Origin of the sequence: Muricauda sp. SCSIO 64092, assembly GCF_023016285.1 — a bacterium.
Classification (GTDB): Bacteria; Bacteroidota; Bacteroidia; order Flavobacteriales; family Flavobacteriaceae; genus Croceivirga.
The window spans coordinates 5,379,944-5,404,006 of the sequence record NZ_CP095413.1 but is presented as its reverse complement, the minus strand read 5'-3'; the positions used below and the strand labels follow the sequence as shown (position 1 = coordinate 5,404,006).

Annotated in this window: 21 protein-coding genes; 9 read left to right on the top strand and 12 right to left on the bottom strand. The window is 44.0% G+C overall.

The genetic code is table 11. The features are described 5' to 3' along the window. Positions 1-15: 15 nt before the first annotated feature. The 4 genes from L0P88_RS22545 to L0P88_RS22530 are packed head-to-tail and all read right to left on the bottom strand — an operon-like array spanning position 16 to position 3,897. Positions 16-717, bottom strand: a complete 702-nt coding sequence (locus L0P88_RS22545) for a hypothetical protein (protein WP_247132193.1) — start codon at positions 715-717, stop codon at positions 16-18. Next, a complete protein-coding gene (locus L0P88_RS22540) occupies positions 714-1,634 on the bottom strand; it encodes a RimK family alpha-L-glutamate ligase (protein ID WP_247132192.1) in 921 nt (306 codons plus the stop codon). Before L0P88_RS22540 ends, L0P88_RS22545 begins: the two co-directional genes overlap by 4 nt. After that, on the bottom strand, positions 1,634-3,316 hold the full coding sequence (gene ggt, locus L0P88_RS22535; protein WP_247132190.1) for a gamma-glutamyltransferase: 1,683 nt from the start codon (positions 3,314-3,316) through the stop codon (positions 1,634-1,636). Before ggt ends, L0P88_RS22540 begins: the two co-directional genes overlap by 1 nt. Then, positions 3,304-3,897, bottom strand: coding sequence for an ACP phosphodiesterase (locus L0P88_RS22530; RefSeq protein WP_247134915.1), 594 nt, complete (start codon positions 3,895-3,897; stop codon positions 3,304-3,306). Before L0P88_RS22530 ends, ggt begins: the two co-directional genes overlap by 13 nt. A gap of 71 nt (positions 3,898-3,968) precedes the next feature. Between L0P88_RS22530 and glmM the strand changes: the two genes are divergently transcribed. Beyond that, positions 3,969-5,357, top strand: a complete 1,389-nt coding sequence (gene glmM / locus L0P88_RS22525; protein WP_247132189.1) for a phosphoglucosamine mutase — start codon at positions 3,969-3,971, stop codon at positions 5,355-5,357. A 1-nt stretch (position 5,358) separates the two neighbouring features. Here glmM and L0P88_RS22520 read toward each other — a convergent pair whose 3' ends face one another. The 5 genes from L0P88_RS22520 to L0P88_RS22500 all read right to left on the bottom strand — a co-directional run bounded on the left by L0P88_RS22520 (position 5,359) and on the right by L0P88_RS22500 (position 10,045). Continuing rightward, a complete protein-coding gene (locus tag L0P88_RS22520) occupies positions 5,359-5,889 on the bottom strand; it encodes a YybH family protein (protein ID WP_247132186.1) in 531 nt (176 codons plus the stop codon). Between the two features lie 82 nt (positions 5,890-5,971). Continuing rightward, positions 5,972-7,639: a formate--tetrahydrofolate ligase gene (locus L0P88_RS22515; RefSeq protein WP_247132185.1), complete on the bottom strand. Its 1,668-nt coding sequence runs from the start codon at positions 7,637-7,639 to the stop codon at positions 5,972-5,974. 118 nt (positions 7,640-7,757) lie between these two features. Next, the gene (locus tag L0P88_RS22510; RefSeq protein WP_247132184.1) at positions 7,758-8,219 is read right to left on the bottom strand and encodes a hypothetical protein; all 462 of its coding nucleotides are present in this window, start codon (positions 8,217-8,219) and stop codon (positions 7,758-7,760) included. 61 nt (positions 8,220-8,280) lie between these two features. Beyond that, positions 8,281-9,054: an alpha/beta fold hydrolase gene (locus L0P88_RS22505; protein ID WP_247132183.1), complete on the bottom strand. Its 774-nt coding sequence runs from the start codon at positions 9,052-9,054 to the stop codon at positions 8,281-8,283. An 82-nt stretch (positions 9,055-9,136) separates the two neighbouring features. Continuing rightward, positions 9,137-10,045, bottom strand: coding sequence for a lysophospholipid acyltransferase family protein (locus L0P88_RS22500; protein ID WP_247132182.1), 909 nt, complete (start codon positions 10,043-10,045; stop codon positions 9,137-9,139). Between the two features lie 51 nt (positions 10,046-10,096). Here L0P88_RS22500 and L0P88_RS22495 point away from each other — a divergent pair, with 51 nt between their 5' ends. Both L0P88_RS22495 and L0P88_RS22490 read left to right on the top strand, forming a co-directional pair. Beyond that, entirely contained in the window at positions 10,097-10,747 is a 651-nt protein-coding gene (locus tag L0P88_RS22495; RefSeq protein WP_247132181.1) for a rhomboid family intramembrane serine protease, read from the top strand. Positions 10,748-10,896: 149 nt separating this feature from the next. Then, entirely contained in the window at positions 10,897-12,531 is a 1,635-nt protein-coding gene (locus L0P88_RS22490) for a hypothetical protein (RefSeq protein WP_247132179.1), read from the top strand. Between the two features lie 205 nt (positions 12,532-12,736). On the opposite strand, the gene L0P88_RS22485 is transcribed toward L0P88_RS22490, so the two are convergent. Both L0P88_RS22485 and L0P88_RS22480 read right to left on the bottom strand, forming a co-directional pair. After that, positions 12,737-13,849 carry a TlpA disulfide reductase family protein gene (locus L0P88_RS22485; RefSeq protein WP_247132178.1) on the bottom strand — a complete coding sequence of 371 codons (1,113 nt, stop codon included), beginning with the start codon at positions 13,847-13,849 and terminating at the stop codon, positions 12,737-12,739. A 93-nt stretch (positions 13,850-13,942) separates the two neighbouring features. Then, a complete protein-coding gene (locus L0P88_RS22480; RefSeq protein WP_247132176.1) occupies positions 13,943-14,437 on the bottom strand; it encodes a hypothetical protein in 495 nt (164 codons plus the stop codon). An 89-nt stretch (positions 14,438-14,526) separates the two neighbouring features. Here L0P88_RS22480 and L0P88_RS22475 point away from each other — a divergent pair, with 89 nt between their 5' ends. Next, on the top strand, positions 14,527-17,433 hold the full coding sequence (locus L0P88_RS22475) for an FAD-binding and (Fe-S)-binding domain-containing protein (protein WP_247132175.1): 2,907 nt from the start codon (positions 14,527-14,529) through the stop codon (positions 17,431-17,433). Here the strand turns inward: L0P88_RS22475 and L0P88_RS22470 are convergent. Further along, positions 17,389-18,297, bottom strand: a complete 909-nt coding sequence (locus L0P88_RS22470) for a UDP-2,3-diacylglucosamine diphosphatase (protein ID WP_247132172.1) — start codon at positions 18,295-18,297, stop codon at positions 17,389-17,391. The genes L0P88_RS22475 and L0P88_RS22470 overlap by 45 nt on opposite strands. 187 nt (positions 18,298-18,484) lie before the next feature. Here L0P88_RS22470 and aroC point away from each other — a divergent pair, with 187 nt between their 5' ends. From aroC to L0P88_RS22445, 5 genes are all read left to right on the top strand, one after another. Beyond that, positions 18,485-19,549 carry a chorismate synthase gene (gene aroC / locus L0P88_RS22465; protein WP_247132171.1) on the top strand — a complete coding sequence of 355 codons (1,065 nt, stop codon included), beginning with the start codon at positions 18,485-18,487 and terminating at the stop codon, positions 19,547-19,549. A gap of 53 nt (positions 19,550-19,602) precedes the next feature. Next, positions 19,603-20,928, top strand: coding sequence for a dicarboxylate/amino acid:cation symporter (locus L0P88_RS22460; RefSeq protein WP_247132170.1), 1,326 nt, complete (start codon positions 19,603-19,605; stop codon positions 20,926-20,928). An 87-nt stretch (positions 20,929-21,015) separates the two neighbouring features. Next, positions 21,016-22,047, top strand: a complete 1,032-nt coding sequence (gene gshB, locus L0P88_RS22455) for a glutathione synthase (protein WP_247132169.1) — start codon at positions 21,016-21,018, stop codon at positions 22,045-22,047. After that, positions 22,040-22,867 (top strand): N-formylglutamate amidohydrolase, encoded by an 828-nt coding sequence (locus tag L0P88_RS22450; RefSeq protein WP_247132168.1) that lies wholly within the window; start codon positions 22,040-22,042, stop codon positions 22,865-22,867. Before gshB ends, L0P88_RS22450 begins: the two co-directional genes overlap by 8 nt. After that, on the top strand, positions 22,861-24,033 hold the full coding sequence (locus L0P88_RS22445) for a flavohemoglobin expression-modulating QEGLA motif protein (protein ID WP_247132166.1): 1,173 nt from the start codon (positions 22,861-22,863) through the stop codon (positions 24,031-24,033). Before L0P88_RS22450 ends, L0P88_RS22445 begins: the two co-directional genes overlap by 7 nt. The last annotated feature ends 30 nt before the right edge of the window (positions 24,034-24,063 follow it).

Here is a 24,063-nt window from a genome sequence, read left to right as displayed (position 1 = left end):
AGAAGATTTGTGCAATTAGTTGTACCCCTTTACATCACCCATACTTAAGGTAATAGGCCCCAACTTATGACTTTTGGGTAAAAAAGCACCGCTTTCCACTTCCATCCAATCGTCCCATGAGGCTTCCAATCCTCCTATGGGGATGATTTTCACCCACATTTTATAGCTATTGGGAAATCCATTGGGATTGAGCTCCCATAAATAACTGTCCCCTGGTGTGGTCCCACCACTGTTATACGTAATCAATAAACCTTCCGTGCCGTCTTCCAAAACCACGATACTGCGTGTGGTTCCCGCATCGAACACCTTGTATGGCGCTACCAGCCAAAAGGAATCGTTGTTAAAATAGGTCAAGGCTTTTTCCACAATCGCCTTTCCTTCATCTTTTGGAAGTGGCTCACCCTTTTTTATGACCTTACTTTCATTAGGTTTTGATAGGTTTAAATCAACTTCATGGTCGTCCCATTTTACCTGGCATAGCCCCAGCTCCTTATCCCATTTATACTGATTACGCCCCCCTTGATAGGACCATTCCAGATAGCGGGTCTGGCTATATTTTTCATGGTTCAAAGCGTCCAACATTTTTTGGGCGAGTCTGTCCGCCTCCGGACCCGTACGTCCTTCTGGTAAGGCTTCATGGGCGATAATGCCAAAAATCAATCCGATAAGAATCACCGATCCCAATCCAATTCCTAAAATCTTTAGAATTCGTTTCATGTAAAAAAAGTTTCTTTTATCGAATGGGCCAGTGCTTTTGCGGAATTGGGTTTAAACCGGAACCAAAGTTCAGGCTCAAAAATTTCCAATTCGGCCAAAGCGAGTTTTCCCCTATTGTCTTCCAAAATATCTACCCGGGCATACAATGGCATTTCCTTGCATACCTGAACTACCTCTTGGGCAAAGGCAATTTCTTTGTTCGAAGCTTCGTACAATTCCACCGTACCCCCATAATCATCCTGTACACGAAAATCACCGGGTTTGGCTTTCTTAAGAACGGCATGGGAATACTCGCCATTGAACAACATCAAGGAAATTTCCCCTTTGCGCACAACACTTTGTTGAAATTCCTGAAGCATAAAGTCTTGCTTTTGAATCAGCTTTTTGTACCGCTCTTGATATCCTTTTGCTTGTTCCGTACTAAATTTATACGTATTGAACGCGCCCGCTGCAATACAGGGTTTCAATACCCAGGTATTACATTTGTGTCCGAACTGTTGTTCGGCGAGGGCCATGGCTTCTTCCAGTGAACTGTTTGAAGCCGAGGGAATAAAGTACGTATTGGGCAAACGGATACCTCTTTCCTGAAGTTCCTTCAAATAATTCTTGTCAATATTCCAATGGATAAGGGCCGCGCTATTGATGAACTTGGTTTGTTTTGAAGTGGTTTGGAACCATAGCATAAAATCTTCAAAGCGTTCAAAATAGTCCCAGGGCGTACGAATCAGTACATAATCCGTGCTGTTCCAATCAAATAGGGGATCGGACCACGATTTTATGTCCAAATTCAACCCTTCGTTTTTTAAGGCCTCGGCAACCAAGCCGTCCTCCAAAACCACGTTGCGCGCCAATGGATTTTGGGTTTCCGTATCCAAATACGCATCGGCAGTAAGTAATACGACATCCAACCCAGCCATTAAAACCCCATTGCTTTATCATCCCCACGTTTATCGGCTCCTCCTTCCAATTGGCCATCGGGCAATATGCGAATGGCATCCACCTTACCAATAATACGGGTCCTCCCTTCCAAAATGGGATACCCTTTGGATTTGAGTTCCTCCTTTAGCTCCGTGGAAAAGCCTTCCTCTTCAAACATGATCATATCCGGTAACCACTGGTGGTGAAAACGAGGTGCGTTAACCGCCTCTTGCATACTCAGATTGAATTCATATACATTTAGGATGGTCTGGGCAACAGCGGTAATGATGGTGGAACCACCAGGTGTGCCAACTACCATATAGAGTGCTCCGTCCTTTTCTACAATAGTGGGTGTCATACTACTTAACATCCGTTTTTCCGGTGCAATGCTATTGGCCTCCGCTCCAATAAGGCCAAACATATTTGGCACCCCGATCTTAGAACTGAAATCGTCCATTTCATTGTTCAAAAAGAAGCCCAATTCGGGATGGTAAAGCTTGGAGCCATAGCCCCCATTCAAAGTGGTGGTGGCCGATATGGCATTTCCTTCATCATCAACAATGGAGTAGTGGGTGGTTTCCATACTTTCCACAACCTCCACGACACCATGGGAAACACGTTCTGAGGGGGTTGCTGCTTCAAAGGAAAAGTCGGAAAACCGCTCCGCCAGATAGTTTTGGCCAACCAAAAGATCTATTGGGATATCAACAAAATCCGGGTCGCCCAGGAAGTAGTTTCGGTCGGCATAGGCCCTTCGAGCCGCTTCGGTAAACAGCTGAATGGCCTTGGTGGAGTTGTGTCCATAGTCACCAATGGCATAGGGCTCCATCATTTTGAACATTTGGTTCATGGTAACGCCACCGCTACTGGGCGGACTCATACTTATGATTTTCAGGTCCTTATATTCAAAAATAATCGGCTGTCTCCATACGGCTTCATATTTTTCCAAATCCTCGGTGGTGATAAAACCGCCTCTCCCTTGGATAAAATCAGCTAATTTTTTTGCAATTTCACCGGTATAGAACCCGTCTTTTCCTTCAACCGACAATTTGGTCAATGTGGCGGCCAGGGCAGGATATTTAATGGTGTCCCCAGCTTTAAAGGGATGTGCGAATTTGGTGCTATCCCCATTGACTTCAATAAAACGCTCTCGGTATCCTTCCAGCCGTTTTGCCTGTTTTTCCGTGACCACAACCCCTTTTTTTGCAAGGGCAATGATAGGTTTTAGTATAGTTGCGATGGGTAGGGAACCAAATTTTTCATGTACTTCAAAAACACCGGCCACTGTTCCCGGAACACCCACCGCGGTTGCGCCAACCGTACTCATATTCGGAATTACATTGCCCAAAGAATCCAGATACATATCCCTATGGGCGGCCAATGGTGCTTTCTCCCTGTAATCCAAACCACCTACTTCACCATTTTTTTTCCGATATACCATAAACCCACCACCGCCAAGATTTCCAGCAAAAGGGTAGGCAACCGCCAAAGCCAATTCCGTAGCGACCATGGCATCAAAGGCATTTCCGCCTTTCTCCATAATAGCGACTCCAATTTTGGATGCTTCTTCGCGAGCGGAGACCACCATGGCTTTCTCGGTGACCAAGCCGGTGGGGATTATGGGAGCCTGTTTGCAATGAACGAAAAGGAGTAAGGAAAGCAGTACTGTTAGCTTGCGCATAATTCGTTGAATTTTTGTTGGGAAAAGGTAATCAATTCTGCAAAAAAAGATTTGAACTCATTCTCAAAGTCTGAATAGTGCGCCTTTAAATCCAAAATGGCCAAATTCATTTTGGATTTATTCTGTGTGCGTTGGTTCATCCCGTTCAATACGCGGGAAATACCTTCAAGGTTGGAATAGTTATAGAGCCAGTTATCCGCAATCATATAGGGCATCATACGTTGCGTGCCCAATGGCAATATATCATAATTGCTTTCCAAAAGATCATAGAATCCCGCTACAAATTCCAGTAAGGGGGTGTCCGAATAATCCATCCAGTTTTTGGCCAAAAAATGATCGTAGTAAATGTCCACAATAACCCTGCTATAGTGACTGTAGTTTTTGTGTAATCGTTTACTGCTTATTCTTGGAATGGGGTGGGCATCCGTAAAGGAATCAATGGCCCTATGCAATAAAACCCCTTTCTGAAGTTTATGGGGAAGGTGCTTGTATTTGTTGCCACGGATATGATCGGCAAAAAAGTTGCCCAAGGTAATTTCGGGGTCTTCAAAGGAAAGATAGATATGGGCTAAAAAATTCACCATTCGAATTTACAAATTGGCAACATTCGGTAACCATGGTCCGCATATATTTGCAAAAACTTTTTAACAATATGACACTGATCAAATCCATTTCAGGAATTCGGGGAACCATTGGTGGGAATACCGGGGATAATCTGACCCCAATCGATACTGTAAAGTTTGCTGCCGCCTATGGCGCATGGTTGAAGGATCATACCCAAAGGGAAAATCTTAAGGTGGTGATTGGCCGTGATGCCCGACTTTCCGGTGAAATGATTCAAAATTTGGTCATATCAACTTTGATTGGTCTCGGAATTGATGTTGTGGATCTGGGATTGTCCACAACACCTACGGTAGAAATTGCTGTTCCCCTGAAAAAGGCCGATGGTGGGATTATCCTAACCGCCAGCCATAATCCCAAACAATGGAATGCCCTAAAACTTTTAAACGAAAAGGGTGAGTTTTTGGATGCAACCGAGGGTGCCAAAATCCTGGACCTGGCGGAAAAGGAGGATTTCTATTTTGCGGAGGTGGATGACTTGGGAACCATTACCAAAAATGACACCTTTATTGAGAAGCATATTGAAGAAGTTCTGGACCTGCGTCTGGTTGATGCGGAAACCATTCGCAAAGGCGGATTTAAGGTGGTTGTTGATGGTGTAAACTCTACTGGAGGTATTGCCATCCCCAGACTTTTAAAACATCTTGGCGTGGAGGTTGTGGAACTCTATTGCGAACCCACCGGGCATTTTCCCCATAATCCAGAACCCTTAAAGGAACATTTGGGGGATATCTGTAAAAAAGTGGTAGAGGAAAAAGCTGATTTTGGCATCGTTGTGGATCCCGATGTGGATCGTCTTGCTTTTATAAGCAATGATGGCGAGATGTTCGGTGAGGAATATACTTTGGTGGCGTGTGCAGATTACGTGCTGGGTAAGACCAAAGGCAATACCGTGTCCAACCTTTCTTCTTCCCGTGCCTTACGGGATGTGACCGAGAAACATGGCGGAAGTTATGAGGCCGCTGCCGTGGGCGAGGTCAATGTAGTTGCAAAAATGAAGGCCACCAATGCGGTAATCGGAGGAGAAGGTAATGGCGGTATCATATATCCGGAAAGTCATTATGGTCGTGACGCTTTGGTGGGAACAGCTTTGTTCCTAATGTTGCTTTCCGAACGGGAAGGTACCGTTGCCGAGTTGCGGGCGAGTTATCCTGCTTACTTTATGAGTAAAAAGAAAATTCAATTGACACCGGATTTGGATGTTGATGCGTTATTGGAGGCCATGTACAATAAGTACAAGCATGAGGATATCAGTACGGTTGACGGGGTGAAGATTGATTTCCCGGAAAATTGGGTGCACCTTAGAAAATCAAACACCGAACCCATTATCCGTATTTATACCGAAGCAAAAAGTCAGGCCGAAGCTGATGGGTTGGCCGACCGGATTATTGAGGAAATTAAGGGGATAGCGGGTATTTGAGTTACGGCTTTAACCGATATACGATTTCCTGCCCTTCAAATTCAGCTTTGGTAATATCGATTCTTTTATCCGAATCCAGAAAAAGTTTCCAAACCCCATTGGTCTTTCGCAATCCAACGTTAAAATGGCCATAGCCCCTAACTACTAAGTTCGGGTCGTTTTCACCTCGTGAACTAAATTCATAGTATCCGGTTTGATAGGCCAAATCACCAGAACTGTCAATGGCAGTGGTCAAGATGGCAAAGGCAATTCCCAATTGACCATTACGATCCTTCACTTGTTCCAAAAAGCCCCCAAATTCATCCAGATAAGCCTCACCCGTCCGTACTGCATTTTGATCGATGGTGACACGAAAGATATCCGTGGCATGTATTGATTTTAGTTTTTTCGCGTCCAGTTCCGCATAAGCTTCCATAAAAGGGGTCCAAACCTGTTTTTTTATGGATTCCATGATTTCTTCTGATACCTGTGTTTCCTGGGAGTGTAGAAAGAAGAAGGGTAGTACTAGAAATAGGGATACGATATTTTTCATGAGTGTCATTTAGGGATGATTTCGAAAGTTACGAATAGGAAATTGACCAAAATGCCATGGCCTAACTTTGACGTAATTTATCCTAAAATAGGCCTGAAACATTTCCTTCATTATCAATGTCAATATGTTCTGATGCCGGTTTAGCGGGCAATCCGGGCATCCGCATGATATTTCCGGTAATGGGGATTACAAATCCAGCACCGGCGGCAATCTCAATTTCACGAACGGTAATAATAAAATCTTTGGGCCTTCCCAATAGTTTGGGATTGTCCGAGAGCGATTTTTGGGTCTTTGCGATACAAACGGGCAAATGCTCCAATTCCAAATTCTTGATTTTTCTTAGGTCCTTTTTTGCCTGTACGCTATAATCCACATGTTCTGCGCCATAAATGGAGGTGGCAATTTTTTCAATTTTGGCCATAATGGAATCCTTCCAATCATACATGGGCGTAAACGTAGTATTCGCCCCTTGGCACACCTCCACCACATGTTTGGCCAAATCCAATGCGCCTTCGCCACCTTTTGCCCAGACCTCGGCCAAGGCTACGCGGACCCCCAACGCTTTTGCCGTTGATTGAATAAGGGCGATTTCATCATCACTATCGGTGACAAAACGATTAATGGCAATAATGGGCTCCACGTTGAACTGTTTAATGTTCTCCACATGCTTTTCCAAATTGGAAATCCCTTTTTGAAGTGCTTCCGTGTTGGGTTCCTTTAAATCGGTCAAGGCCTGCCCACCATGATATTTTAATGCGCGGATGGTGGTGGTCAACACCACTGCCTTTGGGGAGAGTCCCGCACTTTGACATTTAATGTCAAAGAACTTTTCGGCACCCAAATCGAATCCGAAACCGGCTTCGGTCACCGTATACTCCGAAAAAGTCATTCCCATTCTGGTGGCAATGACCGAGTTGGTACCTTGGGCGATGTTCGCAAAGGGCCCGCCATGGATAATGGCCGGATTTCCTTCAATGGTTTGAACCAAATTGGGCTTTATGGCGTCTTTAAGAAGTACGGTCATGGCCCCTTCGGCTTTCAAATCCCTGGCATAAAGGGGCTGTCCCTCAAAGGTGTAGCCAACAAAAATGGAACCGAGACGCTTTTTAAGATCCTTCAAATCGTTGGCCAGGCAAAGGATGGCCATGATTTCAGAAGCTGCCGTGATATCAAATCCGGTTTCCCTTGGAATTCCCGAAGCTGTTCCTCCCAGACCAACGATTACGTGGCGTAAGGATCGGTCGTTCATATCCACTACCCGTTTCCACGAAATGGTCCTGGGATCCAGGTTTAAGGAAGCCGTTTTACTTTGGATATTGTTGTCAATCAATGCAGATAGGAGATTGTGGGCTTTTTCAATTGCCGCAAAATCCCCGGTAAAATGAAGGTTGATGTCCTCCATGGGCAATACTTGGGAGTAGCCTCCGCCGGTAGCCCCTCCTTTGATTCCAAACACCGGTCCCAATGAAGGTTCCCGAAGTACTACGGTCGCTTTTTTCCCCAACCGGTTCAGGCCTTCGGTAAGACCAATGGACATGGTCGTCTTTCCTTCACCTGCAGGGGTAGGGGAAATGGCAGAAACCAGGATCAAGTTGGATTGTCCCACTTTGTCATGGTCTATCAGCTCTACCGGAATCTTGGCCTTATCCTTACCATAAGGTTCAATTTGCGCAACAGGAACACCTAACTTTTCCGCAATGGCCGTAATGGGTTTTAAATCCACTTGGCGGGCAATATCGATATCTTTCATTGAAACGGATTAGGTCATCAAGATACGGAATGTCACTTGAACTGTTCCCAGAAATATCATATATCACTTCCATAACGTATGCAACTGCCAACACCGTGCTGTTGATCATTACCAACCCTTATTTCTCCAGAAGTTGACCAGCTCCCCAAACACCATATTGTAAAATGGCTCCATTAGTATCAAAGGTTGTACCCTTGCCATTTTTTTGGTCGTTCTTCCATTTACCGCTCCATTTGGAACCATCCTTGGCGATTTGGGAACCTTTGCCATGACGTTGATGCCTTCTAAAGCTGCCTTGGTATTGGGAACCGTCCGGCCAAGTGTAGCTTCCTTTTCCAGAGATATGAACACCGTTCAGATCTCCGGAATAGGTACTGCCATCAAACCAGCTAATATTTCCCTTTTTGTATTTTCCGAACTCAACTTCCACGTCAAAGACTGCACCATCAAGCTTAAATTTATACCAACCGTTTGACAATTGGGAGATTTCCCTGTTCATGGGTATGGAGTTGAATGTCTGCGAAAAAAGGCCAGTGGATAAGGTCAAAGTCATTACGAGGGATACGAATACTCTTTTCATAGCATCTATTTTTTTGTTGAGTCGTAACTACGTTGTAATAGCTTACGGGATAAAAACGACACTATTTGACCAAATCCAATAGTTTTTCTTTAATCAACCCTTCACGGTTCCATACGATAAAATGGTTTTCATCTTCAATTCGGATGACTTCCAGGTTGGAGACGTTCACAAATTCCTTTTGCATAAAATCCACATTGCTGTAGGGAACCAATTTGTCCTTGGTACCGTGGATAATAACGGTGTTTTGGTATAAGGCGGCCAATCCCGGTTTCATGTTCCACAAATCTTTTTTTAGCATCCAAATCTCATCATTGGAAGGTTTTAGGGCCCCCGGGACCAAATACTTCAAAGGCACCCAGGTCAAGGGCTTTCGCCATTTTTCAGGTTTTTCGGCTTCTGGATCCACAGCGCCCGCAAGAATATATAGGTTATGGAACAGACTGGGGTTTTGAAGGGCCATTTTTACAATTAAAGGCCCTCCATAGGAATGCCCCACCAAAGTGGTGACTTCCCCATTCTTAAGTTGGCTGACAAGCGCATTTAACAATAGGGCCTGTTCATCCAAATTTGAGCTTTTTCGGAAATTGCTGAACCCAAAACCGGGACGATCGGGGGCAATCATCCTAAAGTGTTTAAGCAGGACGGTATCACTAAGGTATGATTTCCAGGCATCCCAGCTTCCCGGTGAGCCATGAACGAAAACGAGGGTCTGTTTGTCCGTACTCCCGGTCTGTATATAACGTATGGTGCGATTTTTAATCCGTACCGCGGAATCGACAAAGGCGATATTCTTTTCAGCAAAAAATAGTTTGGTCTTTCTTGGGGAAGTTCGCATGGTAAAGCAGGAGTTTAAAAGCAAAATACATCCCAGCAACAGTAGCCTCAAAAAAAGGTTTTCTTGGATTTGAATTTTCAATTCACTGGTTTTTGGAAATGTCCAGGTATTTTGTCGGAACTTTATTCCGATGCTTCCATCTTTTATGTGTCCAAAAGTAAAATTCAGGTTTTTCCTGTATGGATTTTTCCACCTCGTTTAAAAACATATCCGTAATTGCAAAATCGGTATAATCCCTGGGATGTTCCGCCAGCAGCTTAAAACTACCCTCGTAATGACCCCTTTTCCTTTTGGTTACTTTCAAGTATACGGCCGGTAAATCCAGATTTTTGCACAAGTCCTCCGCACCAACATGCACGGGAACGGTTATTCCCATAAAATCCGTAAAATGTTGTGCCTTACTGATCATAGGGGATTGATCGCTTAAAATACCGTACATGCTTAATTGCCCTTCTTTTCTGTTTTTGGAGACAATGGCCCTCGTCGTTTTTGTAGTGATCAAGGTAGTACCAAATTTTTCCCGAATATCCCTTACCAATTTGTCAAAGTACTTGTTTTGAATGGGCAAATAAATGGCATAACCTTTGGATTTGATATGGGCATCGAGTGCAATGACCCATTCCCAACTTGCATAATGGGGAAACATCAGCATAACACTTTTACCCTTTTTCTCAAGTTGGTGCAAAACTTCCAAATTGGTAAAAACAAATCTTTTCTGTAATTGTTTATTGGATATGCCAATGGTTTTTACCATTTCGAGAAACATATCGCACATATGTTTAAAGAAGCCCTTTTCAATGGAAAGGCGTTCGGACTCAGTCTTATCGGGAAAGACCAGGGATAGGTTTTCACGCACCACTTTTTTACGATAACCGATGACATTGTAAATCAAGGGGTACAACGCGTCCGAGATGAAGTGCAATAAGCCGAATGGAAGTCTTGAAACCAACCACAGCAGGGGATAGGCCAAGAGATAAACCAGTAATTGCATACGTAATTTGAATGGTCAAATATAGCTATATTTACGGCCAAACCGTCAATCATGTACAACTTGCATATGGCTACGATAGCCATTATTGCCGCCAATTTTCTCGTATCTGTAAAAGGGTTTAACGATCGTGCTTTTTTTGAACGCTACAAGTTCAGTATTGGTGCCGTAAATGGTGGACAACGCGAACGCACGGTCACTTCCGGTTTTTTACACGTGGATTTTTCCCATTTGTTGTTCAACATGATTACCTTATTTTTTTTCGCCAATGTGGTCATCACCTGGTTTGGCCCTTCCAAGTTTGTGATCATGTATTTCATCAGTCTGCTTGCGGGCAGCCTTTTGGCCTTGTTTTTTCATAAGGACGAACCCTACTACAGTGCGGTAGGCGCCAGTGGCGCCGTTACGGGTATTCTGTACGCTGCTATTTTATTGCAACCGGATATGCGTTTGGGCATTATGTTCATACCCATTCCATTACCGGCCTATGTGTTGGGTATCGGCTATTTGTTGTATTCCATTTATGGAATGAAAAGCAGGATTGGCAATATTGGTCATAGCGCCCATTTTGGTGGGGCAATAGGGGGGTACGTGACCACATTGATCTTTAAGCCTTCGTTATTGGCAACGGATACATTAATGGTCATCTTATTGGCAGTACCCATTATTATTCTTTTCGTTTTGGAGAAAGCGGGAAAATTATAAATTGTTGCATTTCTTTGTAAGAATATTCTTATTTATTGAGAATAATTCAATAAAAACCTGCATTTTATCGAAAAAGTACTACAATTCACATAACATACAGGACATGGCTTCGTTACAGTAGCACCTAAACTTTTTAAAGCCTACATGTTATGAAAAGAATACTACTACCTAGTCTTTTCACCCTTATTTTCTCAATTTCCTGTTCCGATTCCACCACTGTTTTTGTGAACGGGGAAGATGATATTCAAATGGAAACCAATCCAGCGGTATTGGACAACAGCATCAATTACGATGACAGTGGGGTTTTGGATATTTATGAAGAAGACCAAAATATTGGGGTCCAGTCCAAATCCAATGACGAGCAAGCCGGTGATTATCCATTGACCCTTGCCGCACAGGTCAATCCCCCTTCTTTTAACGGTGGGGAAAACTTAACGGCTTCCCATGTCCATATTGTGGGTGACTATGCGTATGTCTCCTATAACACCATTGATTCCGATTATGTGGGTGGTATCGATATTATTTATGTTGGCGATCCCTTGCAACCAAGGGTTACCTCACGTTTGTACTATTTGAACGCGGATATCAATTCCTTAAAGTTTGATAATGGATTTGTATATGCGGCCGGTGGTGTGGATGCTGAAAAATCGGTTACCGCTTCGGCGAACTCCTTTGTGGCCAAAATTGCTGTTTCCAACGGAAGGTTCAATCTTTCCAGTGGCATATTTTATGGGTTTCAGGAAGGATTTGTGGCCAATGATATTATCATTACCCCAAGCTCGGTTATTATGACCAGTGGCCGGGATGGCTATGTCACGGAATTTGATAAGAACAGTTTGGAGATTATTAATGAAACCCCTTATCCGGATTTGCGTTCCCTGGCCATGAACAACGGCCAAATTGCGGTCTTGGATGCCAGTTTTGGGGTACGCTTCCTGGATGCCAATTTCGCTGAGACCCGACAGATTCCCATTGATTCCGACTTTAGATTGGCGGACAAACGGACACTTGATTTCTCCGATGAGAAAGTTGTGGTTGCGGAAGGTTCAAAAGGAGCGGGAATCTATAATACTGCAACGGGGGCATTAATCGAACATGTTCCCATTCCAATCAATCCTTCAGAAGTTGCCCAAACTAATATTGTGACCAATGCCACGGCCCTAAATGAAGACGTATTGCTGATGGCAAATGGTGGGGCGGGACTCTGCCTTTCCGAAGATAACGAGGGGGTGGACATCGTTGGGATCATTGAACTCCAAGGTTCCATCAATTATGTAGCTTCCAGAGGGGATTACATTTTCGCGGCTTCGGGAAAAAGGGGCCTGCAAATTATCAAAATGAACAAGCCTTCGGACGATTTGGCGGCGAGATGTGCGGACACCCCCAGATATTCGGGGAGTGCAAACCTTAGGGTTGGGGCACAGGACGAACTGGCCTACAGTGGTTCCCGACGCCTATCGAACATGAGTGTTGACGGTGCATTGCTCTTATGTGGTACTTGGACGGTCAGAAATGCCGTGGATATAAGCGCCAATGCCTTGTTTGAATTGCGTGGAACACTGGTTACCGCACGAAACAATAGAAGGAGAAACTTCTCTTTGGCCGAAAATGCAACGGTCAGGATAGAGGGAGATCTTACGGTTTATGGGGACCTCATCCTTGGGGAAAATGCCAGGTTGGAATTTTTGGGCGACAATTCCCGTATCAATATTTTTGGGGACGTCCGGATTGCAGAGGGAGCAACGGTAACGGGAGACTTTGATGACGTTCAAGATAAATTCTGAAGTGAGTTCGATATCATTTTTTATCAACCAAAATCCGTCAAACTGAGTGGTTTTTCGTCATGAAATGAAGAAAAATTGTATCGAACAGGATTTTGCAAGAAAATTACTTGCCTGCCTTGCCGGCCAGGCAGGTTTTTCGATACATTTTTACTATCGCAAAAACACTCAAAATGACGTAATTTTCTTCTATGGAACTTACGTTATTTTAATTCAAAAGCTCCGCAACTTTCTGCTCCAGGGCCGGCCCGCGCAGGTTTTTGGCAACAATGACCCCATTTTCATCCAATAAAAAAGCAGCCGGTATGGCATTTACCTGGTACATCTGTGCAATGGGATCGTTAAAATATTGAAGATGGGATACATGGTTCCAGGACAATCCGTCACTTTCTATGGCATTTATCCAGTCTTCCTTTTTTCGATCTAGGGAAACACCAACCACATTAAGTCCTTTATCCTTGTATTTTTCATAGACGGAGACAATATTGGGGTTTTCCATCCGGCACGGCTTGCACCATGCGGCCCAAAAATCGATTAAGGTCAATTTTCCCTTAACATCGTTCAGGGCCAATTGTTCCCCGTTGGGTGTAGGTCCCGAAAACTCGGGAGCTTTGGTGCCTATGGCCGTAGTTTTTGCCTTTTCCAGTTCTTTTTCCATGCGCTTCCCAGGTTTGGAGTCTTTAACTTCTGGGGTAAGGGCTTCATAAAGGCTTTGAACCTCATCAAAGGGCAACACCTTCGATGCCATTATTTTTTCCAAAATCAAGGCAGATATCAGTGCATCCGGATGCGCCTTAACAAAATCCAGTTCAAAATCCTTTGCTCTCTCCTGCAGTTCAAAATACTCGGCCCGTAGTGCCTCAACCGTAGCCGTATCCTTGGCAAGGCTGGCTTTCCTAAAATCATCGTTCATTGTTTTGGACATGGAACCCAATCTTCTGGATTCTTCCAGATAATCCATGAACAAATTGTTTTGGGGGGTACCTTTTACTTCAGCAAAGATGAGACTGTCCACTTGTGCTTTAAAGGTAATTTCCCCATTTTCCATAATCACTGGGGAATTGCCCCTAATTCCATCAACAAACAGATAATACATTTGGGGAACATCCGAATTACCCAAAAAGGTAAATTGCCCATTTTCCACGGTGGCGGTATCAATGTCTACCAATGCCCTTCTTAGGGAATCGGCAGTTTTTAAAAAGACCTTTGTGCCATTCTCTACATCCCCCCGCAATTCGCCATTGAGCACATATCCTTCGGGAGTGGAATTACAAGCCGCAAAAAGAACGGTAACCAGAAGACCTACAACAAATTTTTTCATGACTGATTTAAAATTTGGTCCAAAGGTAATGATATTGCAAGGCATAAAAAAAGTGCTCCTGGGAGCACTTCATATATAATGGGATCAAAAAGGCTAAAATTGGTAACGGATACCCAGTGCAATATCAAAGTCAAAGTTGTCATCAAACCCATCATAGCCAATGAGGCCCAATTCCGGTCTAAAGTCCAATGAAATCAACAAGGGGATGTCAAAATCGTATTCCAGTCCAATGTTTCCGGCACCAAATACAAAGAACCCATCATCATCATCGCCGTTGGGTACGGCTTCAAAATCCACATTACCAATACCGCCACCAAAACCGTAATACCAATTGAATCCGCCGTCCAAATTATGCACCCATTGGTACAGTCCAGTAAGTTTAAAAGCATCAAACTCCCGACTGTCCCGCCAACCTAAATTGAATTCGGCTCGATTGTACCGGCCAATGGATTTTTGATATGAAATCTCCGCGCCAAGACCATCGCTGTCCCCCAAACGCAGTCCGAGGGCATGATCGGCAATGCTCTGGGCGCCTAGGAAAGAAGTTGCAAATAAAAATGTAATACTAAAAAATGTGGTAATCTTCATACAGTTCGTTTTTAGTTGAAAATTAAAGAATAGTTTTGTCCATAACTTTGGAAACAAAACTTATTTTACCGTCCAAAAATTGTTCCACATTGAATAAATCTTCACTTTTTTCACTTTCCCAAGAACTGAAAGGGGAGTTAATGTATGATGACCTCACAAAATCCATCTATGCAACGGACGCTTCCGTGTACCGAAAAATTCCTTTGGCGGTCGCCTACCCAAAAAATGGGGATGATCTAAAAAAACTGGTCCTTTTTGCCACTGGGAACAAAGTGGGGTTGATTCCAAGGTCGGCGGGAACGTCTTTGGCCGGTCAATGTGTTGGTGATGGCATCATAGTGGATACCTCCAGATATCTGACCAAGATTCTCCATTTGGACAAGGAAAAACAACAAGTAGTTGTACAACCTGGCGTGGTCAGGGATGAACTAAATCGGTTTTTAAAACCCCACGGTCTGTTCTTTGGACCGGATACTTCTACCTCAAATCGTTGTATGATAGGTGGTATGGTGGGCAATAACAGTTCCGGGACCACATCGATCCAATATGGGGTAACACGGGACAAAGTAGTGGCCTTGAAGGCGGTGCTTTCCGATGGAAATGAAGTGTCCTTTGGGGAAGTTACCCAAACCGGGTTCCGTACCAAAGCCGCACAGAAGGACTTGGAGGGACAACTGTACGCCAAGTTGGAAGCGGAGCTTTCAAATCAAGAAATTGTGGCTGAAATCGAAAGAGAGTTCCCCAGTCCTAAAATACATCGTCGAAATACGGGGTATGCCGTGGATGAATTGCTCAAGAATGAAGTTTTTGGGGACTCAAAAAAGGCCTTTAATTTTTGCAAGTTGCTGTGTGGTAGTGAGGGCACTTTGGCAATTACCACTGAAATCACACTTCAATTGGACGCACTCCCCCCGGAATATGCGGCCATGGTATGTACCCAATACCATACTTTGGAAGACTGTCTGGCCGATGTGGCCCCAGTAATGCAACACCAACTCCATCTATGTGAAATGATGGACAAGGTAATTTTGGATTGCACCAAAAACAACCGACAACAACTGGAAAATCGCTTTTTTGTGGAAGGGGACCCTGCGGCCATCCTAATGCTGGAAGTGAAGGCAGATTCCATTGAAGGGCGGGAGAAAGCGGTTACCGATCTATTGGGAACCACTGATAAAACGGGACGTAGCTATGCCAGTCCGGTTTTATATGACGGCGATATCCAAAAAGCCATAGAATTGCGAAAGGCGGGTCTTGGCCTTTTGGGAAACATCGTAGGGGATAGAAAAGCGGTAGCGTGTATTGAGGACACAGCGGTGGCCCTGGACGATCTAAAGGATTTCATCGCGGAGTTCACGGCAATTATGGAGGGGTATCGCCAGCAAGCCGTGTACTATGCCCATGCCGGTGCCGGAGAACTCCATTTAAGGCCCATTTTAAATCTTAAGAAATCGGATGATGTGGCACTGTTCCGCAAGATTACCACCGAGGTTGCCCATTTAACCAAAAAGTATAATGGAAGTTTTAGTGGGGAACATGGCGACGGTATTGTCAGGGCGGAGTTTATTCCCTTAATGATCGGCAACAAGAACTACGAACTCCTCAGACGCATTAAATCCTACTTTGATCCCAACAATATTTTTAATCCCGGAAAAATTGTTGACCCTTTCCCAATGGACCAATCATTGCGATATGATATCGATAGGAAAGAACCTGAAATCAAGACATTACTTGATTTTTCGGATAGTGAAGGTATTCTTAGGGCTACGGAAAAGTGCAATGGGAGTGGGGATTGCAGAAAATCCCATGAAATGAAGGGTGGGATGTGTCCCAGCTACCATGCCACTAAAAATGAAAAGGATACCACTAGGGCCAGGGCAAATGCCTTACGGGAGTTTTTAACCAACTCGGAAAAACCCAACCGTTTTGACCATAAGGAATTAAAGGCCGTTTTTGATCTATGTATCAGCTGCAAGGCCTGTGCCAGCGAATGTCCCAGTAATGTGGATGTGGCCAGTTTAAAATCGGAATTCCAATACCAATACCAGGAAGCCAACGGATATTCGCTTCGTTCCAAGCTTTTTGCTCATAACACCAAGATCAATAGCTTGGCCAGCAGGATATCCGGTATGACCAATCTCGTTTATGGTTCACCAATAGGAACCCTGCTGAAAAAAGCTACGGGCGTGGCCAAGGAACGTTCGCTTCCAAAGGTATATCGGTTTGATTTTCAGAAATTCCTGGATAAACTTCCCCAAATTGAAAACGGAAGGGAAGTGGTGCTCTACCTCGATGAATTTACTACGTATCTGGATGTTGAAGTGGGACGGGATGCAATTCGATTGTTACATCAACTGGGCTATAAAATCCATCTGTTTTATGCCGAAAGTGGCCGTACCTACCTTTCCAAAGGTTTTTTAAAGGAAGCCAAAAAATTGGCCGAGACCAATCTTGAAAAGATTGCGCCCTACATAAAAAAGCAGCTTCCAATTTTGGGAATTGAACCTTCTGCAATACTCTCTTTTAGGGACGAATACAAACGATTGGTCAGCGCATCAAATGACTTAAGGGAATTGGGTGAAAATTCATTTTTAATAGAAGAATTTTTAGCCAGGGAAATAGAGGAAGGACATATTTCGGACCTTATGTTTACTTCGGAAAAGAAAGAAATAAAAATTCACGGACATTGTCATCAAAAAGCGCTTTCCAACCAAAAAGTTACTTTTGATATCCTGAACCTTCCCAAAAATTACAAAGTAACCATTATCCCTTCCGGATGCTGTGGAATGGCAGGTTCCTTTGGCTATGAGAAGGAGCATTATGACGTAAGCATGTCCATAGGGGAGCTTAAATTGTTTCCTGCGGTCAGAAAATCGTCACCCCAAACCATTATAGCGGCAAATGGCACCAGTTGTAGGCATCAGATTTTTGATGGTACGGGAAAAAAGGCGCTACATCCCGTCACTATTCTCCGTGAAGCCTTGCTTGTCCAGTGATTTCTCCTCTTGCTCCTCATGGACTTCCATGTCCTCGATATCGGATGTATTGGTAATGGACGCAATCAATTCGTTCATGTCCATTTCCTTTAAATCCTCATCCACAAAGAATGGGGAAAGCTTATCATGATTGTATCGGTAGACTTTCCATCGTTTAAAGGAGTATTCCAAAGCGGTCAGGTTTTCCACCCAGTCCCCTGAATTTAGATATGTTGTTTTCCCATGCTTGTTTTCGACCACTTCCTTTTTAGGTTGATGGATGTGTCCGCAAACAACATAATCGTAATGGTTTTCAATAGCGAGTTCAGTGGCCACCCTTTCAAAATCATTAATATATTTCACCGCAGTCTTGACACTGTTTTTTATGCGTTTTGAAAGGGAATATTTCTCACGCCCCAGTTTTTTCAAGCACCAGTTCACCAAGCTATTGAGCAGGATAAGGAAATCATAGCCATAACTCCCAAGTCTGGCGATCCATTTGGCCTTTTGAATGGAAATATCGAATACGTCCCCATGGAATATCCACGCTTTCTTACCATCCAGGTTAAGGACGAGTTTATTTAGAATTTTTACGTTGCCCATGCTGGTAGGGGCAAATTTTCGGAGCATCTCATCATGATTCCCGGTAATGTAGAATACTTCGGTGCCCTTGGAAGCCATACCAATCAGTTTTTTCAATACCTTAAGATGTGATGCGGGAAAATAGCGTTTACTGAATTGCCAAATATCAATGATGTCCCCATTAAGCACCAGTTTCTTGGGCTGAATGCTATTGAGATAGGCAATAAGTTCATCGGCATGGCAACCGTAGGTGCCTAAATGTACATCGGAAATTACGGCAACCTCAATCTTCCTTTTTTTCAATGTAGAATAGTTTCATACAAAGTAAGTGTGTAGGAATAAACTGTAAATGAATAAGATGTCAATTGTTTGTGAGTTTACGGTTAACTAAAGATTACCACAAGATTAAAGTGTTTGGTAAAGTTTAACCGATTGGTATGTTTTTGTATGAACGGTATAAAATTTACCTTTGGCGCTTAACAGGGAAACTATGGCCGGAAACACTTTTGGAAGCCTATTTCGTTTAACGACCTTTGGTGAGTCCCACGGTACGGCCATTGGTGGGGTAATCGATGGCTGTCCTTCAGGATTGGAATTGGATTTAGAGACGATACAAAACGAACTGAATCGCCGCAAGCCCGGCCAATCGGCCATTGTGACCCAACGAAAGGAACCCGATACCGTGGAGTTCCTTTCGGGAATTTTTGAAGGGAAGACCACAGGAACCCCCATAGGATTTACCATCTACAATACCAATCAAAAATCCAAGGATTACTCCCATATTAAGGATTCTTACCGTCCTTCCCATGCAGATTATGTATACGATAAGAAATATGGTTTTCGTGATTATCGGGGTGGAGGAAGAAGTTCGGCCCGGGAAACGGCAAGTAGGGTAGTGGCAGGGGCCGTGGCAAAACAGTTGTTGTCCCACATAAAAATCAATGCCTTTGTTTCACAGGTTGGGGAACTAAAACTCAATAAGCCGTATCAAGAACTGGATTTTACATTGACCGAATCCAACCCGGTGCGCTGTCCAGATACCGAAATGGCCAAAAAGATGGAGGAATACATCAAATCCATCAAAAAACAAGGGGACACCATTGGGGGTGTTATTAGCTGTGTGGCTCAAAATGTACCGATTGGTCTTGGCGAACCGGTCTTCGATAAGCTGCATGCCGATTTGGGCAAGGCCATGCTCTCCATCAACGCCGTAAAAGGCTTTGAATATGGAAGTGGTTTTGACGGGGTAAGGATGCTGGGGAGTGAACATAACGACTCCTTTAATTCCGACGGAACCACAAAAACGAATAAAAGTGGAGGTGTCCAGGGGGGTATCAGTAATGGAATGGATATCTATTTCAATGTTGCCTTTAAACCGGTCGCCACTGTTCTTCAGGGCTACGAGACAATCGATAAGGATGGGAACACCGTTACCACCCAAGGGAAAGGAAGGCATGATCCCTGTGTGGTGCCCAGGGCCGTACCTATTGTAGAGGCGATGACCGCCCTGGTCTTGGCAGATTTTGCTTTACGGGCCCGGGCCAACAAAATTTAAAAGATTTAGGGCATTTTGTCCCAAAACCTTATCTTGACTCCCAAATCTTGATTATGCGTAAACTTGAACTTCACTGGAAAATCCTTATTGGGATGGTTCTGGGTATTGTCTTTGGTTTTATAATGACCGGTATAGATTGGGGTAAGGACTTCGTTTCTGATTGGATCCAACCTTTTGGTACCATTTTTGTCAAACTCCTAAAACTTATTGCCATTCCCTTGATTATAGCTTCCTTGGTCAAAGGAATCTCGGATTTAAAGGATATTTCCAAATTCAGGAACATAGGCTTGCGCACTATTGGGATATATATCATGACAACCGTGGTAGCAATCAGTATTGGTCTGCTTTTGGTAAATATTACGAAACCTGGGAACGGAATTTCCGAAGAAACCGTAACCAAATTGACGGAGACCTACGCCAATTCCGAAGGGGTGCAATCAAAGATGAACGAAGCCATGAACCAAAAGGAAAGTGGCCCTTTACAGTTTTTGGTGGACATGGTCCCGGATAACGCCTTAAAAGCCATGAGCAACAATGCGTTGATGTTGCAGGTCATCTTTTTTACCATCTTCTTGGGCATTTCCATGTTGCTCATTGGGGAAGAAAGGGCGAAACCGCTCAAGGACTTTTTTGACGCCTTGAATGATGTGGTGCTCAAGATGGTGGATCTGATAATGCTCACCGCCCCTTACGCCGTATTTGCCCTTTTGGCCGGCGTAGTGGTATCCTCAAGTGATCCCGATCTCTTGCTGGCCCTGCTTAAATATTCCGGTGTCGTTGTTGTTGGCTTGCTCCTGATGATTGTTTTTTATACCCTTGTGGTAACTATGTTTACCAAAAAGAATCCCTTTTGGTTCCTAAAGGAGATAAGCCCTGCACAATTATTGGCATTTTCCACAAGTTCCAGTGCCGCAACCCTGCCCGTAACCATGGAACGGGTCGAAGAACACATTGGAGTTGACAAGGAGGTTTCCAGTTTTGTACTTCCCGTAGGCGCAACCATCAATATGGATGGGACTAGCTTATACCAAGGTGTTGCCGCAGTCTTCATTTCACAGGCCTTGGGGTTTGACTTGACTTTTGGCGACCAGTTGACCATTGTGTTGACCGCCTTATTGGCCTCCATTGGTTCCGCGGCCGTGCCCGGCGCCGGAATGGTAATGTTGGTGATTGTACTGGAATCCATAGGATTTCCAGCAGATAAATTGGCCATAGGCCTTGCCCTTATCTTTGCGGTGGACCGCCCCTTGGATATGTGCCGTACGGTGGTCAATGTAACGGGAGATGCTACGGTCTCCATGGTAGTGGCCAAATCCGTTGGGAAATTGGGCGAACCCCATATCAAAGAGTGGGACGACCACTATGATGAGGTAAAATAAACCTTAAATCTTACAGCTTCTGGGGTCTGAACTTTGTTTTCTTGTAAACATCCTTTACTTTAAGGGTTCAAACAAACTGTAGATGAGATGAATATTTGCTTCTTAATGTATCCCTGGGAAGAAATTGACCCAGAAAACGATACCAGTCTCGCCCTAATCCACGAATGTGTAAAACGTAAGCACGGTGTAGCCATTTGTACCCCGGCAAATCTCACCATCCGAAATAGCGTTACCAGTGCCTTCTGTACCGTTATTGGGCGTATGGATAAGGTTCCCGCCCCATTAAAAACATTTTATAAACAGGCCAAGATCAGGGAAGAAATGCTGCCCTTGGCAGGTTTTGACGTGATTTTCATGCGTGCCAATCCGCCATTGGATCCTTTAATGCTCAATTTTTTGGATTCCGTAAAGGACGATGTTTTTATTATGAATTCCCTTCAAGGACTTCGCGAAGCGAACAATAAGCTCTATACAGCGGCATTTGGGGACAGCCATAGCAATATTATTCCTGTGACCCATGTGTCCAAAAACAAAAAATACTTGGTCCAGCAGATTAAGGAATCAACTGCGGATAAAATGATATTGAAGCCGTTAAATGGTTTTGGGGGATCAGGGGTTATTTTGATTGAAAAATCGGCGATGAGCAATATAAAATCGCTTTTGGATTTTTATGTAACCAACTCAGATGGAACTTCTAACTATGTTATACTTCAAGAATATATTGAAGGTGCGGATTTAGGGGATGTCCGCATACTCCTATTAAATGGGGAACCCATTGGGGCCATGCGAAGAGTACCTGGAAGTGATGATCATCGTTCCAATGTCTCCGCAGGGGGATCGGTGGCCAAGCATTCCATGAGCAAGGAGGAAAAGGCGCTGTGCAAACAGATCGGTCCCAAATTGGTCAAGGACGGATTGTTTTTTGTGGGGATTGATGTTATTGGGGGAAAGTTGGTCGAAGTAAATGTGATGTCCCCGGGTGGGATTACGTATATGAACAAAGTGTACAAAACCAAAATCCAATGTCAGGTAATCGATTTCATTGAAAGTAAGGTCACCGTAAAACTACAGGCCTTTGACCGTCGATCCCGTTTGCGAAAAGAGGTGGAGGATGCATAGGCTTTCCATTCCTGAGATCATTTCGAACATCAACCAGCAGATTCCCTTTGAAGCCGTTTCGGAGGATTACTCCTTCACGATAAAGGTTGATGGCTATGTGCCCTATATCTGTGGCGCCGTGCATGATGGGCATCAGTTCCGCAAAGAACTTTGGGAAAACTGTTTGCACACGGCATATGAACGTTGGTATGAGGAAGACCCCTGTACCAAACAGATGGTTCAATCCCATCCCATAGTTATTGCAGGACTGGACAGTAGATTTGAATATGATTTAAATCGACCTCCGGAAAGCGCGGTTTTTGATACAGCTTGGGGAAAACAGCTTTGGAAAGTACCACTGTCCAACGAAATGAAACAAAAAAGCCTTAAAAAACACGATGGTTTTTACCAGGTGGTCCATGCTTTAGTGGCCAAACTGGAAACACTGTTCCCTAAGATCATTGTCTTTGATATGCACAGTTACAACTGGAAACGTTGGGAGCGGGAAGTACCGGTCTGGAATTTGGGAACGACCAATATTGATAACCATCGGTTTGGGGCCATCGTGGATTCATGGAGTACCAAACTTGGTGGGTTAAGCCTGCCTTATGGTATGGCATCCACATCAAAAATCAATGACACCTTTCAGGGGAACGGCCATTTTTTAAAATACATCACAAAACACTTTGCAAATACCCTGGTATTGGCGACCGAGATTTCCAAAATATACTGCGATGAGCTCACGGGCGTTATCTTTCCGGAAGTTGTGGCCACGGTGGAGAAACAATTGCAAGAATTGATACCTTTGCAGGCCACTGAGTTTGAAAAGAGTACATGTTAGCTACCCAAGACCAAAAGCAACTGCAGCAAGAGTTTCCCCATGTTTTTGAAATAGACGGCAACTTAGACCGATTGATTCATAAGATCGAGTTGCTCAGTTATGTCAATCCCATTAATGTAGAAAAGGAAAAGCACCGCTTTTTTGCATCAAAATATACCATTGAACCGCATTTTAATTATCCCAAGGTAAAGTTCAATCCCTACAAACTACAGCGTCTCTTCTTTGCACAACGCTTGGAGCGTATAGAGGATGATACCATTCGGAGAATGTATGAGGAAATCATCAACTACTACTCCAATATGATCCAGTGCATAGAAACCATTGGTAAGGGAAAAAGCTTTTATTACAATTCCCTTAGTGTTTATGGGACTCCAACGGAAAAAGACGTGCAGAATGCGCAGTTTATACTTCATTATGAAGATGAGCCCCTATCCCTGGATATGCAAAAGGTCCATACCCCTTTGGAGGCTAGGGACTATTTTTTGGAGTTTGCGAAACAGTACGATTTTCCATTGAACATCAGGTTTTCGACCCATATCGCAGCAGAGGCCATGGTAAGCAATAGCTCAAAGACCCTTATTATTAAAAAGAACGCCAAATTCAGTAAGAACCAATTGCTAACGCTTGCACATCATGAAATAGGGGTGCATTTGGTCACCACGTATAATGGCCTAATGCAACCACTAAAAATATTTTCCAACGGCATGCCCACGAATGTGGAAGCACAGGAGGGCTTGGCCGTATTGAGCGAATACATGGGCGGGGCGTTGACGTTAAAGCGTTTAAAGGAATTGGCCTATCGGGTCATGGCTTCGGATAGTTTGATCAAGGGCTACGGTTTTGCGGACACCTTTGACTTAATCCATAACAAATACAAGCTCAATAGGGAGGAAGCCTTTAGCATTACCTTACGGGCGCATCGGGGTGGAGGTTTCACAAAAGACCGGTTGTACCTTAGTGGTCTAAGAAAAATCTACAAGCGGTACAAGCAAGAACAGGATATGGACGTGCTGTTTATGGGAAAAATCTCCCTGGACGACCTCGAAAACATCAAACACCTTGGCAAATTGGGGCTAGCACATAAAATAACCCATCGAAGCCTTTCTTTTGACCAAAAATTGAATACCAATACTACCTTGGATTTTATTCTGAACAACCTAAAGTAGCCGGTATTCCTCGTAAATAAAAAATCCCCA